We start from the raw sequence: 16289 nt of genomic DNA on the forward strand, positions 1-16289 counted from the left end.
GGACTCCCAATGGTAGATGACACGACGCCGTCGATCCGGCGCATCAACCCGCCCGAACTCGGCACCCCACCCGGCTATTCGCAGATCGTTGACGTCAGTCCGGGCCGCCTCATCTTCATCGCCGGCCAAACCGCGCTCGATCGCGACGGCAATGTGGTCGGCAAGAACGATTTTTCCGCGCAAGCAGAACAAGTGTTCGAGAACCTCACCATCGCGCTGAGGGCAAGCGGATGCACGGCCGCCAACCTGGTCAAACTCACGGTGTTCCTCACCGACATAGACAATCTCGGCCGCTACCGGGAAGCCCGGAACCGCTTCTTTGCCTCCGTCACGCCGCCGGCCGCGCCCGCGGTCACGCTGGTCGAGGTGTCGAAGCTCTATGGCCCCGATTTCCTGATCGAGATCGAGGCCATCGCCGCGGCGTGAGTCGCCTCAATCCCTGAAGCGCGCCATGATGACCTCGTCGTGGAAGACACCATTGATCAAAATCGCACGCCGCTTGATCCCTTCCTCGACGAACCCGGCCTTGCGGTAGAGCGCCGCGGCGCTCGGATTGTCCGCAAACACGCCGAGTTCGATGCGCAGATATCCAAACGCATCCGCGGCCACGAGGGATTCCCGCAGCAGACGTTCACCCAGCCCCTGACCGCGCCACTGCGGCAGCAATCCCATAAAGAGATCGCCGACATGCGCCATCACCTCGCGTGAAGCCGGTGGGATGTTGCACCAGCCGATGACCTCCCGATCGGCGATGGCGACGAACTGCGGATAACCCTTCTCGATGTTGCGCCGGACGAAGGCCGTTGCGCGTTCGATCGGCGGCGCCTCGAGCAGCGCGAGATATCTGTGCTCGCGGGCCACCGCATCGATCGCTGCATGGAAGCTCTCAATGTCCTCCTCGCGAATCTGACGGACCTCGATCGTCATGGCGGCGGCTTCCTTACCAGTTCGGAACAGCGGTATCGGATGATATCCGGCCGGGCAACTTGGGATAGCCCCTTCTCACGGCCGCTCGGGCTTAACCGCCGAGGTCGCAATCCAGATGCCGGCAAACACCGCGATCAGCCCGAGCACGAGGTTCGGCGTGATCGGCTCGCCGACCAGCTGCGTGGCGAGAAGTCCCGCCGCCAGCGGATTGACGGTCATGGTGTTGGCCACGCGGGTCGGCGACGCCCGTTCCAGCGCCAGCACCCACAGGATGAACGCCAGCGCGCCGCCGGCGATCCCGAGATAGAGGCCTGCGATCCATTGCGCCGTTCCGAACTGGCTCAAGACCGCGACGCTCCCGGTCAGGGAGCCCACCAGGATCAGCGCGGCGGCACCCGTGCCCATGCCGACGGTGAGGAAGCCTAGCGCGCTCGATCGCTGGATGAACGGACGGGACCAGACGTTGTAGAACGCCATGCACAAGACGGCCGCCGTCATGATCAGTTCGCCGCGCCAGGCGCCCGCCGGCGCGCTCGAGAGCCCCGATGCCAGGGCCGCGAAGACGCCGAGCACGGCAATGCCGACGCCGACCGATTTCCGTTTCGTCAGCGGCTCGATGCCGAGCAAGGCGCCGACCACCATGGTGTGCAGCGGCAGCGTCGCCAGCGCGAGGCTGGCGCGCGCCGCGGTCGTATAGGACATCGCGATGTTGTAGAGGACGAAGAACACGCCAAAAAAGCAGAAGCCCAGTGCGGCGACGGCAGGCCAATCCCGGCGCTGCGGCCAGCGCGCTTTCAGGAGCAGCGCGGCAGGCAACACGCAGCAAAAGCCGATGCCCCAGCGCAGGATCGCCATCGTGACCGGATCGGTATTGCCGGCGAGATAGCGCGTGATCGCCGCCGCGGTCCCACCGAGAGAACTCGATACCAATGCAATTGCGACACCGACCCATTCGCCCCCCAATGCCTGTCTCCCATGTCTTGCCAAGCTTGCTTGTGCCATCTTGCCGGTCGGCAAGGTTTCGGCAACTACCTGGCAGGTACTCATGGCGCTCCAGCAGGATTTCGCGGCAAACCTCCGCTGGTGGCGACGGAAGCGAGGCCTGTCGCAACTCGAACTCGCCGGGCGCACCGAGATTTCGCAGCGGCATCTGAGTTTCCTTGAACTCGGCCGCGCAGCGCCGAGCCGGGACATGGTGATACGGCTTGCGATCGCCCTCGACGTGCCGCTGCGCCAGCATAATTCGCTGCTGATCGCGGCGGGCTTTGCGCCGGTGTGGCGGCAGACCAACCTCGCCGCGCCCGAGCTCGGGCAAATCCGCACTGCGCTCGATTTCATGCTGGCCCAGCAGGAGCCGTTTCCTGCGGTTGCGGTCGATCGGCACTGGAATCTGCTACAAAGCAATTCCGGCACCGTTCGGCTGGTCGAGTTCCTGGTCGGGCCGTTGGCGCCGGACACGCCGATCAATCTGGCCGACGCGCTGGTTGCCCCGGACGTGCTGCGGCCGCATTTGGTGAACTGGGTCGAAGTCGTCGGCTATTTCATCCGGAGCGTGGAAGCCGACGCTGCCGCTGATGGATCAACCGAGACCGCAGCGCTTCTTAAACGATTGCTCGCTTATGAAGGCGTGCAGGCGGCGGTCCATGCGCCCCCTGCCGAACTGGCTATCTCGCCAGTGCTTCCCATGCATTTCCGCAAAGACGGGATCGATCTGCGGCTGTTTACGACCATCGCCACGCTGGGCATTCCGCAGGATATTACGCTGCAGGAACTTCGCATCGAAAATTTCTTCCCCCTGGATGACACCACCGCCCGCATCCTGCGCGGCTGGGCTGCCGAAAACGCATCGCGCACAACGCTTCGCAGGGACTGAACGAGGGTGAACCATGTCTGCTGATCTGCTCATTCGTGCCGTCGAGCAACCCGATCTTCCGGCGCTGCTGGAATTATATCGCGACTTGAATCCCTCCGATCCGCCTCTCGCGATCGAGGATGCGACATCGATCTGGCGGCAGCTCTCGGGCTACAAGGGAAGCGCCGTTTTCGTTGGGGTCCGGCAGCACGTGCTCGTCACTTCCTGCACGCTCGTCGTTGTGCCGAACCTGACCCGCGGCGGCCTGCCCTATGCGCTGATCGAGAACGTGGTCACCGGCGCAAACCATCGCAAGCAGGGACACGGCGGCGCCGTTCTCAAACACGCGATCGCCGAGGCCTGGAAACACAATTGTTACAAGGTCATGCTGTTGACGGGATCGAAAAGCCCGGCGACGCTGAAATTCTATTCTGGCGTCGGCTTTGAACAGAACAAGACCGGATTCCAGATCCGGCAGTTGCCGGTGCGTCAGGAATGATTTGTGCTGCCTCCCCACCGCGTCAGGACGACTCCTCGGGCGGCTTGATGTGGCGGAACGAGAACAGCAGCGCGAGGTCGTAGCCGATCTTCAACGCGCCGCAGACCACCAGCGGCAGGCCGGAAAACGCCGTCATCAGCAGCGCGCCTGAGATCGCCGGGCTGATCGCGGACGCAAGGCTGCGCGGCACCGCGGTGACGCTGGCGGCGGCGGGCCGCTCTGCGGGTGTCACGACTGCCATCACATAGGAGGTGCGGGTCGGCACATCCATTTGCGACAGCGCCGAACGCAGCAACAACAGCCCCAGCGCCAGATAAAGATTGGGCGAGAACGCCGCCAGGATCAGGAACACGCTGGAGGGGATGTGCGTGAACACCATGGTGTTGACGAGGCCGATGCGCCTGGCGAGCCAGGCGGCGACCGGATAGGAGAAGGCGCTCAGCGTGCTCGACCAGAAGAAGAACAATCCCGCCGCAGATAGTGAAAGATCGAAGCGCTCGAACAGCCACAGCACCAGCAACGACTGCGCGACGAAACCGCCCGCGAACGCATCGATGCTGAACAGCGCGGCGAGCTTGTAGACAGTGCCGCGCGAAGGCCCGAGCGGCGTCTGCGGCGCCCGCTCCTCGCCGCGCGTGTGCGGGACACGACGATAGAGCGCGGCGCAGAGCATACCGAGCGCGGCGTAGGCATAGAACATCAGGCGGAACGCGCCGAGCTGGGTGCTGCCGCTGGCAACGAGAAAATCGGGCAACGACGCCGCCAACGATCCCGCCGCGGTGGCCAGCGCGCCGATCAGGCTGTAGCGGGCAAAGATCTGCGTGCGGCGCTCGTCGGCCGCGCTGTGCGCGAGCACCGCATGTTCGAGCGGCACCAGCACGCCGAGGTCGCCGCCGGACGGATTGATGGTGCCGATAAAGGCGACCAGCACGATCAGGACGAAGTGCTCGACGCCCGGGAACGCAACCCCGGTGGCCGCCATCAGGCCCGCGCCGAACATCAGTAGCGGACGCAAATCATGGCGGGGCGCGATCCAGCCGACGATCAAGGTCAGCAGCGCGGTTCCCAGCAGCGAGGCGGTGGCGACGATGCCGACCGCGATGGCGTCGTAACCCAGCAGCGTCATGTAGGCCGGCAGGATAATGATCGCAAAACCGTCGCCGAATCCGCGCAAGCCCCGCGCGACATAGAGCAGCGTGATCAGCGAGGCTGCGGTAGACGATTTGGACTCTGTGGGAATGCTGGCCATCGATCCATGCCTTCATGCGCAACTCGACACGTCGAGCGGTGCGCAGAGCTTGGACGGCCGACCGTCTGACGGGGAGCCTGCTTTGTCCCCGATATGACGCATGCTAGGTCCGGACAATGAATTCCGCAAGCATCGGGCCCGCAGGATGGGTGCATGGGTTGACAGCCGAACCGGCAAGCAGTTAATTCGGCGCATGGGGACCATGCGATCTCCCCACGAGGCGACATGCCCAAGTATCGCGCCCGTTTTCTCTTAACGAGGGCGCAACCATGTCATCCTACACCACGATATCTCCAGATAAACTTGCACGGTTGATCGGCACGGCGAACATGCCTGTCCTGATCGACGTCCGTACCGACGAGGATTTCGCCGCCGACCCGCGGCTGATTCCCGGCGCCGTCAGGCGCAGCCATCAGGACGCCGCCAATTGGGGCGAGGAGTTCTCCGGCCGTCCCGCCATCGTGGCTTGCCTGCGCGGCCAAAAGCTTGCGCAAGGCACCGCCGCCTGGCTACGGCATCTCGACGTGTCGGCCGAAACGCTCGAAGGCGGCTTTGAAGGCTGGAAGGCTGCCAAGCTGCCGCTGGTGCCGGCCGAAAAGCTGCCGCCGCGCGACGCGCGAGGCCGCACCGTCTGGGTAACACGGGCGCGGCCGAAGATCGACCGCATCGCCTGCCCCTGGCTAATTCGCAGATTTGTCGATCCAAACGCGGTGTTCCTGTTCGTCGCACCGCCCGAGGTGATCGCGGTCGGCGAGCGCTTTAACGCGGCGCCCTTCGACGTCGAGAACGTGTTCTGGAGCCACCGCGGCGAACTCTGCACCTTCGACGTGATGATCGAGGAATTCGGTCTGGCGACGCCGGCTCTGTTGCGGCTGGCGACGATGGTCCGCGCCGCCGATACCGGCCGGCTCGACCTTTCGCCGGAAGCACCCGGGCTGCTGGCCGCCTCGCTCGGCCTGTCGCGAATGTTCGACGACGATCTCGCGCAATTGGAGGCCGGCATCACGCTGTATGACGCCTTCTATCGCTGGTGCCGCGATGCGACCGGCGAAACCCACAATTGGCCGAGCAACAAGGCGAAGTCGTAATGGAAGCGACCATCAACAAAACAGCCGAAGCCGGTGCCAACAGCGAATACGCGCACGGCATCAGCTTCGGCGAGGCATTCCGGGTCTGGCTGCGGGTGGCGTGCTTAAGTTTCGGCGGGCCCGCAGGCCAGATCGCGGTGATGCATCGCATCCTGGTCGAGGAAAAGAACTGGATTTCCGAGAGCCGGTTCCTGCATGCGCTGAACTACTGCATGCTGCTGCCGGGGCCGGAGGCGCAGCAGCTCGCCACCTATATCGGCTGGCTGCTGCACCGGACCGCCGGCGGCATCATGGCCGGCGGGCTTTTCATCCTGCCCGGCATCATCGCCATCATGGGGCTGAGCTATATCTACGCGGCCTACGGCAGTGTCGGCTTCGTCGAGGCGGTGTTCTTCGGGCTGAAAGCGGCGGTGCTCGCCATCGTCGTGCAGGCCGTGGTGCGGGTCGGCAAACGCGCGTTGCGCAACCGGGTCATGATCGCGCTGGCGGGCATCGCCTTTGTCGCGATCTTTTTCTTCAATGTCCCCTTCCCGATCATCATCATTGCCGCCGGCGTGATCGGCTATCTCGGCGCGCGGAGCGGCCGGCCGGAATTCGCCGCGGTCGAACATGGCGGCGGCGGCAAGAAAACAGCCGTCGTCGACAGCCTGCTCGGCGAAGAGTTGCCCGAGCATGTCCGCCCGAGTGTATCCAAGGCGCTGAAAGTCAGTTCGGTCTGGCTGCTGCTATGGCTGGTGCCGGTGGCCGCGCTGCTGATCGCGTTCGGCCAGGACAATGTGTTCAGCCAGATCGCGCTGTTCTTCTCGAAGATGGCGATGGTGACGTTCGGCGGCGCCTATGCCGTGCTGGCCTATGTCGCCCAGCAGGCAGTCGAGCACTATCACTGGGTGCAGCCGCGCGAGATGCTGGACGGTCTCGGCATGGCCGAGACCACGCCGGGCCCGCTGATCATGGTGCTGCAGTTCGTCGGCTTCATGGCCGCCTTTCGCGATCCGGGCACGCTGTCGCCGATGATGGCGGCAACCCTCGGCGGATTGCTGGCGACCTGGGTCACCTTCATGCCCTGCTTCCTCTGGATATTCCTCGGCGCGCCCTTCATCGAGACCCTGCGCGGCAACAAGGGGCTAGCCGGCGCGCTAACCGCAATCACCGCCGCCGTGGTCGGCGTGATCCTCAATCTGTCGATCTGGTTCGCGCTGCATACGCTGTTCCGGCAGACGACGCCGGTTCGATCGTTCGGGTTGTCGTTCGACATGCCCGTGCTGTCGAGCATTGAAATTGCCGCGTTCGTGCTGGCGGCTGCCGCCGCCACCGCGATCTTCCGCCTCAATGTCGGCATGCTCTGGGTGCTGGCGGGGTCCTGCGCGGCGGGCGTGACGCTGCGGCTGACGGGGATGATTTGAGGGGCGGCGCTGCCGCCGACCCGCCTTAACCACGAAACAGGCGTTCGACCCCGTCGCACGAGTCAGAAGTCAGGCTGCTTCCCGACCGATTCTGTTTTGCAGTTCGGCAATGTCGATGAATCCGTCGGCCTGACGACGCAATTCTTCGGCGACGATCGGCGGCTGGCTCGAAATCGTCGAGGCTACGGTGACGCGGACGCCTCGCCGCTGCAGCGATTCAACCAGCGCGCGGAAAGCGCCATTGCCAGAGAACAACACGATTTCGTCAAGATGCACGGCGAGCTGCATCGCATCGACTGCCAGTTCAATATCCATGCTGCTCTTGAACTTGCGGCGACCGCCGGCGTCGGCGAACTCTTTCGATGCCTTGGTAATGACGGTGTAGCCGTTGTAACCAAGCCAGTCGACCAAGGGACGGATCGAGGAAAATTCCTGATCCTCGCTGACAGGCGTGTAGTACAATGCCCGCAACAACGAACCGCGGTTCTGAAATTCCAAGAGCAGACGCTTGAAGTCGATGTCAAAGCCGAGCGCCCTGCCGGTTGCGTGAAGATTGGGGCCATCGATGAAGATCGCCATTCTGCCGGGCTCTGATCGCAACATATTACCGTCCTTGAACCGAGAAAAAAATGAGCGTCGTTCAGACCGGTGCGTCACCGGCTTCCGGCTCATCAGCTTCATTCAAACGTTCCGCTTGCGAAACCATGTCGTCGAATGCAGCGATCGCCGCGTCGATCTCGCGGAAGCTGCAACAATCGACCGACACCTTTGTGTCGTGATCGAACAACTCGATCCACAACGCTGGCTCGTCGCCCACGGGCGATGAAACATTGAAAATTCGGATTTCGTGTATTCCGATCCTCACGATCGAGATCACGCTCGGCACAGAGGCACTCTCCGGAATGCCGGACAGCGCTATGAACGCCTGCGTTACTCGCAATCTGCCGGACGTATGGCCGGATTTCGTGCACATCTTGCAATCCCTGAATGGCGGTATCAGACACCGCGTTCGGCGCCCTACACACATCCGCGCGCTGTGAAACCTGGGAGATACCGCAGCAAAAATCGCGCAACCGAAACCGGCCGGCTCGAAGCGGCAATTCATATCTAGCAGACAGCCCGCATCCGGCTTGCTATCCTGCGCCAATTATTTGATCTTCTGCGCCAAGATGCCCCCTCGCGGCGAACAGACCGCAAACGGATGTCGCAATAGAGGATGATGTCTCGTGCCTGCTACCAAACCGGGGCGCATCGATTCGATTCCGAGTGCCTCAGGCGGTATCGCCCGGATGGTTTGCGCTGAGCTGCGCGAACGAGGTATTCCTCTGGCGCCACTTTTGTCGAAGGCCGGATTGAGCGTTGAGCAGATTGATGATCGCGCCGCCCGCGTCGAGGTCCAGGGCCAAATCAAGATTCTGAAACTCGCTGCCGACGTGCTGCAGGATGGCCTTTTGGGCTTTCATCTGTCGCGGGAGTATGATCTTCGCGAGATCGGTCTGTTTTATTACGTCCTGGCATCCTCCGAAGTCTTGAATGACGCCTTGCAAAAGGCAGCACGCTACAGCCGGATCACCAACGAGGGCGTTTCACTGACATATCGCGCCAACAAGGAAGTCGCGATCTCCTTGGATTACGTCGGCGTCGAACGACGCTCGGACTACCATCAAATCGAATTCTGGCTGGTTTCCCTCGTTCGCCTGTGCCGGCAACTCACCAACCGCCGATTGATACCGAGCAAGATCAGGCTGGTTCACCACCGCAAGAACACGCCAGCCGAATTTCGGTCGCTGTTGGGATGCGAAATCGAATTTGGGGCCGGAGCGGATGAATTGGTTTTTCCAAGTGCGATCGCACAGCTGCCCATCGTCAGTGCCGACAGCCACCTCAATCAGCTCCTGATGCAATACTGCGAAGATGCTCTCGCCCATCGGTTGCCGGCCCGCACCAGCCTGCGCGCAAGCGTGGAAAATGTAATGGCTCCGTTGCTCCCGCATGGAACGGCGAACGCAGTCGAAATCGCCCGCCACCTCGGCATGAGCCATCGGACTCTGGCGCGCAAGCTCTCGGCGGAGGGACTGACCTTCTCGGACATCGCAGAGGAGCTGAGGAGCGACCTCGCGGGTCATTACCTGGGCGATACCGACCTTCCGATTTCGCAGATTGCCTGGCTGCTCGGTTACCGCGAAGTCAGCGCCTTTACTCACGCATTCAAGCGCTGGACCGGGCTTACACCACGACAGTCGCGGGCACAGCATCCGCCTGCGGCTGTCGGCGGGGCTTCAAAAATCCGGCAGCGCCTCCGGAAACCATCCGGCCGATAGGTAACCGGCCTCTCGTCCCGGCGTAATCGCCTACACCCGCTCCGCCGGCGCGAGCTTGCAGACCGCGCCGCTGGACTCGATCTGCAGCGTGGCGTGGTGAATGTTGAAACGGTGCGACAGCTCTTCGCAGACCCGATGCAGGAATGCGTCGTCGCTGCCGTCAGGCCGCACCAGATGCGCCGTCAGCGCGGTCTCGTTGGTGCTCATGGCCCAAATGTGGAGGTCATGCACTTCCGAGACGCCGTCGAGTGCGCCGAGATAGTCCCTGACCTTTGCCAGTTCGATGCCGCGCGGCACGCCGTCGAGCGCGAGATTGACGCTGTCGCGCGCCAGCCCCCACCCGCTCACGAGCACCACGCCGGCGATGGCAAGGCTGATCGCAGGATCGACCCACAGCCATCCCGTGAACATGATCACCAGGGCCGCGACCACCACGCCGAACGAGACACCGGCATCGGCGGCCATGTGCAGATAGGCGCCGCGAACATTGAGGTCGCCATGGCGGCCGCGCATGAACAACAGGGCCGTGCCGCCGTTGATGGCGATGCCGAGTGCAGCAACCGCCACGACGGTCCAGCCGGCCACCGGCGCGGGTTCCTGCAGGCGATTGATCGCCTCGACGATGATGCCGCCGACCGCGACCAGCAGAAGGCCGGCGTTGAACAGCGCCGCGAGGATCGAGGCCCGCCGGTAGCCATAGGTATGCCGCTGGGTCGGTTGCTTTTGCGCGAGCCACGCCCCGCCCCAGGCCAGCAGCAGCGCGATCACGTCGGAGAGATTGTGAACGGCGTCCGAAATAAGCGCCAGCGAATTGGCGGCATAGCCGAAGATCAGCTCGGCGGCGACGAACGCCGCATTGAGCGATGCGCCGACGGCAAATGCCCATCCGAAACTGTCGGGCGCATGGCTGTGCCCGGCGTGGTCATGTCCTTGGGAATGGTCGTGGTGGTGGTGTGCGTGCGCCATGAATCCGATATAGCGCACTCAGATGCGAATACTATCACAGCGTCCTGCACAGCGCCCTGCCCGTCAGAGCGAGACCGCGATCAGTTCCTCCACCAGAGGACCGCCTCCGACCGGAAACACGACGAACTGCTTGCCGCCCGCCATATAGGTGATCGGCGCGCCGACGGCGTTGGCCGGCACCGCGATCTCTGCCAGCATCTCGCCCGAGGTCTTGTCGTAGACCCACAGATGCGGACTGAAATTGTTGAGATCGGCGATCCGGCGCGTTCCACCCGCAGGCAGTCGCGGCGCGCCGAAATAGCCTGACTGTACAACGATCATCACCGTTTTCGTGATCAGCGCCCAGCTGCGTGTGGGAAATCCCAGCCGCTCACGTATGCCCAAGGCTTGAATGGTCGGAATAAGCTCGGCACGCCCGATCGGAATCCGCCAGCGATGCTCGCCGCTGTTCATATCGATGGCAAGCATGCTGCCGAATGGCGGCTTGAGCAGCGGCAAGCCACGTGGCCCGGACAGGTAGCGGAATTCGCCGATAAAGTCGTAGCGCGACTCCCCCGGCGCTGGCCTGCGAACGGTGATCACAAACGGCAGCCGGTAGGTGCTGACATAGAGCATGCCGGTGTCCGGATCGATCGCCGCACCTGCCCAGTTGCCGCCGCCGGCGACGCCGGGTACCTGGATGGTGCCTCGTTCCGACGGCGGGGTGAACAGCGGACCGTGATCGTATTTCGCCACGATGTCTTTTGCCTCCTGCCGGAGTTCAGGCGTGAAATCGATCAAGTCTTCGTCGCGCACGCCCTGAAGGTCGATCGGGGCCGGCCTCGTCGGAAAGGGCTGGGTCTTCGATGCAATTTCACCGGGAACGGTCGAAGCTGGCACCGGCTGCTCCTCGATCGGCCACACCGGCTGGCCGGTGACGCGATCGAACACGTAGACGAACGCCTGCTTGGTCACCTGCGCGACCGCCTTGACCGCTTTGCCGCCGACGGTGATGTCGATCAGGGTTGGCGCTGCCGGGGTGTCGTAATCCCACAATCCATGATGCACGAGCTGGTAGTGCCAAACCTTTCTGCCGGTGGCTGCTTCGAGACACACGATGCTGTCGCCGTAAAGCCCGTCACCGGGACGATGCCCGCCATAGTAATCGTTGGTCGGCGTGCTCACCGGCAGATAGACATAGCCGAGCTCTTCATCCGCGCTCATCGGCGCCCAGACATTGGCGTTACCCGCCTCGCGCCACGAATCCCGTTGCCAGGTCTCGACGCCCGCCTCTTCGCCCTGCGGCACGGTGTGGAAGGTCCAGAGCAGCCGGCCGGTCACGACATCGAAGCCCCGTACGTCGCCGGGCGGCGACGGGCTTTTCCGCCACCAATCCATGACAGACGATCCAACCACGATGACGCCGCGTACGATCACCGGCGGCGAGCTCATGGTGTAGTAGTCGCGGTCGACCTCGCGGCGCAGACCCTGCGTGAGATCGATCCGGCCGGCATTGCCGAAGCCCGGCACCGGCTTTCCGGTCTTCGCATCCAGCGCGATCATCTGCGCAAATGCCGTGAGCATGATGATGCGCTCGTCCTCGCCATTGCGCCAATAGGCGACGCCGCGATGCAGCCAGCCGTCATTGGCGGGCATGCCGAGTCCGTTTTCGTAAACCTTGGGATCAAACACCCATTTGGTTTCGCCGGTGACGGCATCGACGGCGGCAACCTGTGACAGCGATGTCGAGGTGTAAAGTACACCCCCGACCATCAGCGGCGTCGATTCATGGGCGCGGGTCGGGCCGACGGACGGATTGGCTTGCTTGACCGCCATGTCCGGCGACTTCCAGCGCCAGGCGACATGCAGGCTTTTCGCGTTGGTCCGCTCGATCTGCGTGAGCGGCGAATAGCGCGACGCGGCGTAGGTCCCGGCATAGGCCGGCCATTCTCCTTGCGACAATGCCTTGGCTGATTCAGGCAGCGCACCGGGGATGGCCTGAGCGTTGAGCAAAGACGGCATGGCGAGCATCAGGACTGCTCCGCCGATCGTTGCGATGAGTCGTTGCCATTCCGCTTTGCGCAATGCCGCCTCCCCTTTTCTGGAGAGCATCGGCGAGAACAGGGATGCAGTCAAAGGGCATCCAGCAAAACCGCGAGCGGATAACGAAATCGTAATCCGCCGCCAGACGTGGATGCCCGGCACAAGGCCGGGCATGACGACGTTTGGTATAGCCCGTCTCCGTCCTACTCCACACCCCGCAGGAACTTGTTCGACTTCGGCAGGCCGTGCGCGAGGCGGCCGGCGTCGGCGCGGTTGCCACGCCAATCGGCCAGTTCCTTCCAGCTCATGCTTTGGTCGCGGCCGGCGGAATCCTTCCAGCCGAGCCCCGCCTTGGAATCGAATACCGCGACGTCGGATAGTTTCGCGCTGGTGTATTTCTGCAGCCGCACGCCGCGGCCGCGCGCCATCTCCGGCACCTGGTCGAGCGGGAACAGCACCATCTTGTGGTTGGTGCCGATCACAGCGACGGTGTCGCCGGCAACGGTCGTGATCGCGCAGGCCTCGTTCGGCATTTCGACGTTGAGAACCTGCTTGCCCTTGCGGGTATTGCCGACGCAGTCGTCCTCGTTGACGATAAAGCCCTGCCCTTCGAGGCTTGCGATCAGGAATTTGCGGCCGCCCTTGTTGACGAACAGCGACACGATCGCGGTTTCCGGCTCCATGTCGATGAACATGCGGATCGCCTCGCCATGGCCGCGGCCGCCCGGCAGCTTTGCGACGTCGAGCGAGTAGAATTTGCCGTTGGTTGCGAACACCAGCAGTTTTGAGGTGGTCTCGGCGAAGAACGCATGGTCGAGCTTGTCGTCGGTCTTGAAGGCAAGCCCCGAAATATCCTCGACATGACCCTTGAGCGTGCGCACCCAGCCCTTTTCGGAGATCACCACCGTGCACGGCTCGCGCTCGACGAAGGCCTCCTCGATCGCGGCCAGATCGTGCTCGGGTGCATCCGCGAAGGTGGTGCGGCGCTTGCCGAGCGGCGTCTTCGGACCGAACATGTCGCGGACCTTGCGGACCTGATCGCCGACCTTGGACCATTGCTCGGTCTCGGAGCCGAGCAGCGCCTTGATGCCCTTCAACTCGGCCCGAAGGTTCTTGTCCTCGGTGCGGATCTCGAATTCCTCGAGCTTGCGCAAACGGCGCAGCCGCATGTCGAGGATGGCGTCGGCCTGGACCTCGGTCAGCTTGAAGGCCTTCATCAACTCCGGCTTCGGTTCATCCTCGGTGCGGATGATCTTGATCACCTTGTCGATGTTCAGATAGGCGATCAGATAGCCGCCAAGCACTTCCAGCCGGTTCTCGATCTGGGTCTTGCGGTAGTTTGAGCGGCGCAGCAGCACGTCGCGCAGATGATCGAGCCATTCGCGCAGACATTCGGCAAGGCCAACCACTTTCGGGATCTTGCCCTTGATCAGCACGTTGAGGTTCAGCGAAATCTTGCTTTCAAGCTCGGTCAGCCGGAACAACGATTCCATCATCAGCGCGGGATCAACGGCGCGAGATTTCGGCTCGATCACGAGACGGACGTCTTCGGCGGATTCGTCCCTGACGTCGCCGACCAGCGGCAGCTTCTTCTCGTTGAGCAGTTCGGCGATCTTCTCCACCAGCCGGGATTTCTGCACCAGCCACGGGATCTCGGTGATCACAACGACCCAGGTGCCGCGCGCGCCCTCTTCCTGGGTCCATCGCGCGCGGGTGCGGAACGAGCCGCGCCCGGTCATGTAGGCTTCGGCGATCGCTTCCTTGGAATCGACGACGATGCCGCCGGTCGGGAAGTCCGGCCCCTTGACCCATTTCAGCAGCGACTTCGATTTGGCATCCGGCTTGTCGATCAGATGCAGGGCGGCGTCGCACAGCTCGGCGGCGTTGTGCGGCGGAATCGACGTCGCCATGCCGACCGCGATGCCCTGGGAACCGTTGGCGAGCAGGTTCGGGAAGCCGCCCGGCATCACCACCGGCTCTTTGGTCTGGCCATCGTAATTGGGACGGAACTCGACGCCGTCCTCGTCAATGCCCTCCAGCAGCAGCTGCGCCACCGCGGTCATGCGCGCTTCGGTGTACCGATAGGCCGCCGGATTATCGCCGTCGATATTGCCGAAATTGCCCTGGCCGTCGACCAGCGGGTAACGCGAGGAGAAATCCTGCGCCAGCCGCACCATGGCGTCATAGATTGCCTGGTCGCCATGCGGATGGAACGAGCCCATCACGTCGCCGACGATTTTGGCGGATTTCTTGAACGCCGTGCCGGGGTCGAGCCGCAGCAGCCGCATGCCGTAAAGGATGCGCCGATGCACCGGCTTCAGGCCGTCGCGGCCGTCCGGCAGCGCGCGGTGCATGATGGTCGAAAGCGCATAGGTGAGATAGCGCTCTTCCAGCGCATCCCGCAGCATGACTTCATGGATTTCGGCCGGCTCTTCCGGCGGTAACGTTCGTTTTCCCATGGGGAGGGGTTAAACTTTTGGGCTGAATCGGGCAAGCCGCGAATCGGGCGTCATCCACTCACCCGTCGTCCCTGCGAACGCAGGGACCCATAACCACAGGTGTTTGTGGCAAAAAACGGCTGGGGCCACACGCCAATCGATGGGCCGGGGCGTATGGGTCCCTGCGTTCGCAGGGACGACGCGGGGAAGGAGCCCGTCAGACCGCGGAACTGATTCGCGCCCGGTATTTGGTCACCGCGTTGATAAATCCGTCGCGGGCGTCGGAATGGCCCTGCCCGCGCGGCTCCAGCACGTGGCGGAGCAGGAACATGCCGGTCAGGCGAAAGCCGTCCTGCAAGTCCTGGTCCGACCAGCCATTCGCCCCGCCCTCGCCCTCTCGCAAAAATGCCGGGAGCGGCAGCAGCCGTTCGCGGTAGGGCTCGCCGGCGCGCCGCGACACCGCACCGCCGGATTTCGGCGACACGTAAATCAATTCCGTTGTCTCGCCGGTCGCGGCGCAGTTTTCCAGGTCGAGCCCGAAGCCGAGTTCGGCCAGCATCGCCAGCTCAAACCGGATCAGATGCGCCGCGGCGCCGCCGACATCGTCGAAATCGTCCAGCGTGCGCTCGAACATCTCGTAGATGTCCTCGTGCGGATCGCGCTCCGGCAACAGCCGCACCAGCGAGGCCAGATGGGTGACGCCATAGGTCGCATGCGCCGACGCCAGCAAGGTCGCCGCGCGCAGCCGCGTGCCCTCGATGGCGTAATATCCGAGATGCTCGTCGAGCCGCGCCCGCCACACCGTGGTGACGCTGTTGCCGGGCTGCAGCAGCGGCCGCATCCGTTTCCCCGCGCCGCCGCGCACCAGGCCGAGGTGCCGGCCGTGGCTGCGCGTCAAGAGTTCGACAATGGCGGAAGATTCGCCATGCCGCCGCACCCCCAGCACGATGCCTTCGTCGGTCCATTCCATGGGCGGGAGTTTACAGGATTCCGGCAGCGCGGGCAGCTATCTCAGGATCGTCATTCCGGGGCGATGCAAGCATCGAACCCGGAATCTCGAGATTCCCCGGTGCGCAATTGCGCACCTGAGGTCTGGTGCTTACGCACCATCCCGGAATGACGGGCCTATCACTATGCGTTGAACCAGCCCACGGCATCGCCGGTGAAGGAAAAATACAGCCCCACCGTCGTCAGTGCGCAGGACACGACCTCGATGGCGCTGTCGAGTTGCAGGCCGTTCGCACCGATCACCTGCACCAGTGAGATCACCGACAGCACCAGCGCCGCGGCCAGCACCCAGCGCGGCCAGTTCTTGCGGTCCCGCGCCGCGAGCCGGACGAAATAGACCAGCAGCAGGATCAGGCCCGCCGCCATCAGGGTCGCGACCATGATCATCTGCTCGGTCATGTCGGCTTTCGGCGTGCGGTCCTGGAACGCGACCGACACCGCATCCAGCGTCAGCGACAGATAGAGCAGCACTTCAAACCAAACTACGTTCCTGGGCAAGGTCATCGAAGACGCCGA

General features: G+C 63.5%; 15 protein-coding genes and 1 pseudogene. 6 read left to right on the forward strand and 10 right to left on the reverse strand.

The window, feature by feature from the left end; genetic code table 11:
- Positions 1–9: 9 nt before the first annotated feature.
- A complete protein-coding gene (locus tag JQ611_RS09805) occupies positions 10–426 on the forward strand; it encodes a RidA family protein (protein ID WP_212263644.1) in 417 nt (138 codons plus the stop codon).
- Positions 427–432: 6 nt separating this feature from the next.
- On the opposite strand, the gene JQ611_RS09810 is transcribed toward JQ611_RS09805, so the two are convergent.
- Together JQ611_RS09810 and JQ611_RS09815 are read right to left on the reverse strand one after the other, a co-directional pair.
- Positions 433–927: a GNAT family N-acetyltransferase gene (locus tag JQ611_RS09810; RefSeq protein WP_212465320.1), complete on the reverse strand. Its 495-nt coding sequence runs from the start codon at positions 925–927 to the stop codon at positions 433–435.
- Between the two features lie 75 nt (positions 928–1002).
- Positions 1003–1890, reverse strand: a complete 888-nt coding sequence (locus JQ611_RS09815) for a DMT family transporter (RefSeq protein ID WP_249133051.1) — start codon at positions 1888–1890, stop codon at positions 1003–1005.
- An 82-nt stretch (positions 1891–1972) separates the two neighbouring features.
- Between JQ611_RS09815 and JQ611_RS09820 the strand changes: the two genes are divergently transcribed.
- Together JQ611_RS09820 and JQ611_RS09825 are read left to right on the forward strand one after the other, a co-directional pair.
- Positions 1973–2800: a helix-turn-helix domain-containing protein gene (locus JQ611_RS09820; protein WP_212263645.1), complete on the forward strand. Its 828-nt coding sequence runs from the start codon at positions 1973–1975 to the stop codon at positions 2798–2800.
- A gap of 13 nt (positions 2801–2813) precedes the next feature.
- Positions 2814–3278 carry a GNAT family N-acetyltransferase gene (locus tag JQ611_RS09825; RefSeq protein ID WP_212465321.1) on the forward strand — a complete coding sequence of 155 codons (465 nt, stop codon included), beginning with the start codon at positions 2814–2816 and terminating at the stop codon, positions 3276–3278.
- A gap of 22 nt (positions 3279–3300) precedes the next feature.
- Here JQ611_RS09825 and JQ611_RS09830 read toward each other — a convergent pair whose 3' ends face one another.
- Positions 3301–4527 (reverse strand): MFS transporter, encoded by a 1227-nt coding sequence (locus JQ611_RS09830; RefSeq protein WP_212388284.1) that lies wholly within the window; start codon positions 4525–4527, stop codon positions 3301–3303.
- A 269-nt stretch (positions 4528–4796) separates the two neighbouring features.
- Here JQ611_RS09830 and JQ611_RS09835 point away from each other — a divergent pair, with 269 nt between their 5' ends.
- Together JQ611_RS09835 and chrA are read left to right on the forward strand one after the other, a co-directional pair.
- Positions 4797–5615 carry a chromate resistance protein ChrB domain-containing protein gene (locus tag JQ611_RS09835; protein WP_212465322.1) on the forward strand — a complete coding sequence of 273 codons (819 nt, stop codon included), beginning with the start codon at positions 4797–4799 and terminating at the stop codon, positions 5613–5615.
- Positions 5615–7018 carry a chromate efflux transporter gene (gene chrA, locus JQ611_RS09840; protein WP_212465339.1) on the forward strand — a complete coding sequence of 468 codons (1404 nt, stop codon included), beginning with the start codon at positions 5615–5617 and terminating at the stop codon, positions 7016–7018. The genes JQ611_RS09835 and chrA overlap by 1 nt, the downstream gene beginning before the upstream one ends.
- 78 nt (positions 7019–7096) lie before the next feature.
- Here the strand turns inward: chrA and JQ611_RS09845 are convergent.
- A pseudogene (locus JQ611_RS09845) lies at positions 7097–7621 on the reverse strand (NYN domain-containing protein); the annotation flags it as partial.
- Between the two features lie 37 nt (positions 7622–7658).
- Entirely contained in the window at positions 7659–7904 is a 246-nt protein-coding gene (locus tag JQ611_RS09850; protein ID WP_212388281.1) for a hypothetical protein, read from the reverse strand.
- A gap of 340 nt (positions 7905–8244) precedes the next feature.
- Here JQ611_RS09850 and JQ611_RS09855 point away from each other — a divergent pair, with 340 nt between their 5' ends.
- Entirely contained in the window at positions 8245–9339 is a 1095-nt protein-coding gene (locus JQ611_RS09855) for an AraC family transcriptional regulator (protein WP_312010957.1), read from the forward strand.
- A gap of 30 nt (positions 9340–9369) precedes the next feature.
- On the opposite strand, the gene JQ611_RS09860 is transcribed toward JQ611_RS09855, so the two are convergent.
- The 5 genes from JQ611_RS09860 to JQ611_RS09880 all read right to left on the reverse strand — a co-directional run bounded on the left by JQ611_RS09860 (position 9370) and on the right by JQ611_RS09880 (position 16277).
- Positions 9370–10305 (reverse strand): cation diffusion facilitator family transporter, encoded by a 936-nt coding sequence (locus JQ611_RS09860; protein ID WP_212465323.1) that lies wholly within the window; start codon positions 10303–10305, stop codon positions 9370–9372.
- A 63-nt stretch (positions 10306–10368) separates the two neighbouring features.
- On the reverse strand, positions 10369–12369 hold the full coding sequence (locus JQ611_RS09865) for a PQQ-binding-like beta-propeller repeat protein (RefSeq protein WP_212465324.1): 2001 nt from the start codon (positions 12367–12369) through the stop codon (positions 10369–10371).
- A gap of 161 nt (positions 12370–12530) precedes the next feature.
- Positions 12531–14786 (reverse strand): DNA topoisomerase IV subunit A, encoded by a 2256-nt coding sequence (gene parC / locus JQ611_RS09870; RefSeq protein WP_212465325.1) that lies wholly within the window; start codon positions 14784–14786, stop codon positions 12531–12533.
- 196 nt (positions 14787–14982) lie between these two features.
- Positions 14983–15735 (reverse strand): DNA repair protein RecO, encoded by a 753-nt coding sequence (gene recO, locus JQ611_RS09875; RefSeq protein ID WP_212412106.1) that lies wholly within the window; start codon positions 15733–15735, stop codon positions 14983–14985.
- 161 nt (positions 15736–15896) lie between these two features.
- A complete protein-coding gene (locus JQ611_RS09880) occupies positions 15897–16277 on the reverse strand; it encodes a hypothetical protein (protein WP_212263655.1) in 381 nt (126 codons plus the stop codon).
- Positions 16278–16289: the final 12 nt, after the last annotated feature.

It is taken from the genome of Bradyrhizobium sp. AUGA SZCCT0182 (genome assembly GCF_018130185.1).
Lineage (GTDB): Bacteria > Pseudomonadota > Alphaproteobacteria > Rhizobiales > Xanthobacteraceae > Bradyrhizobium.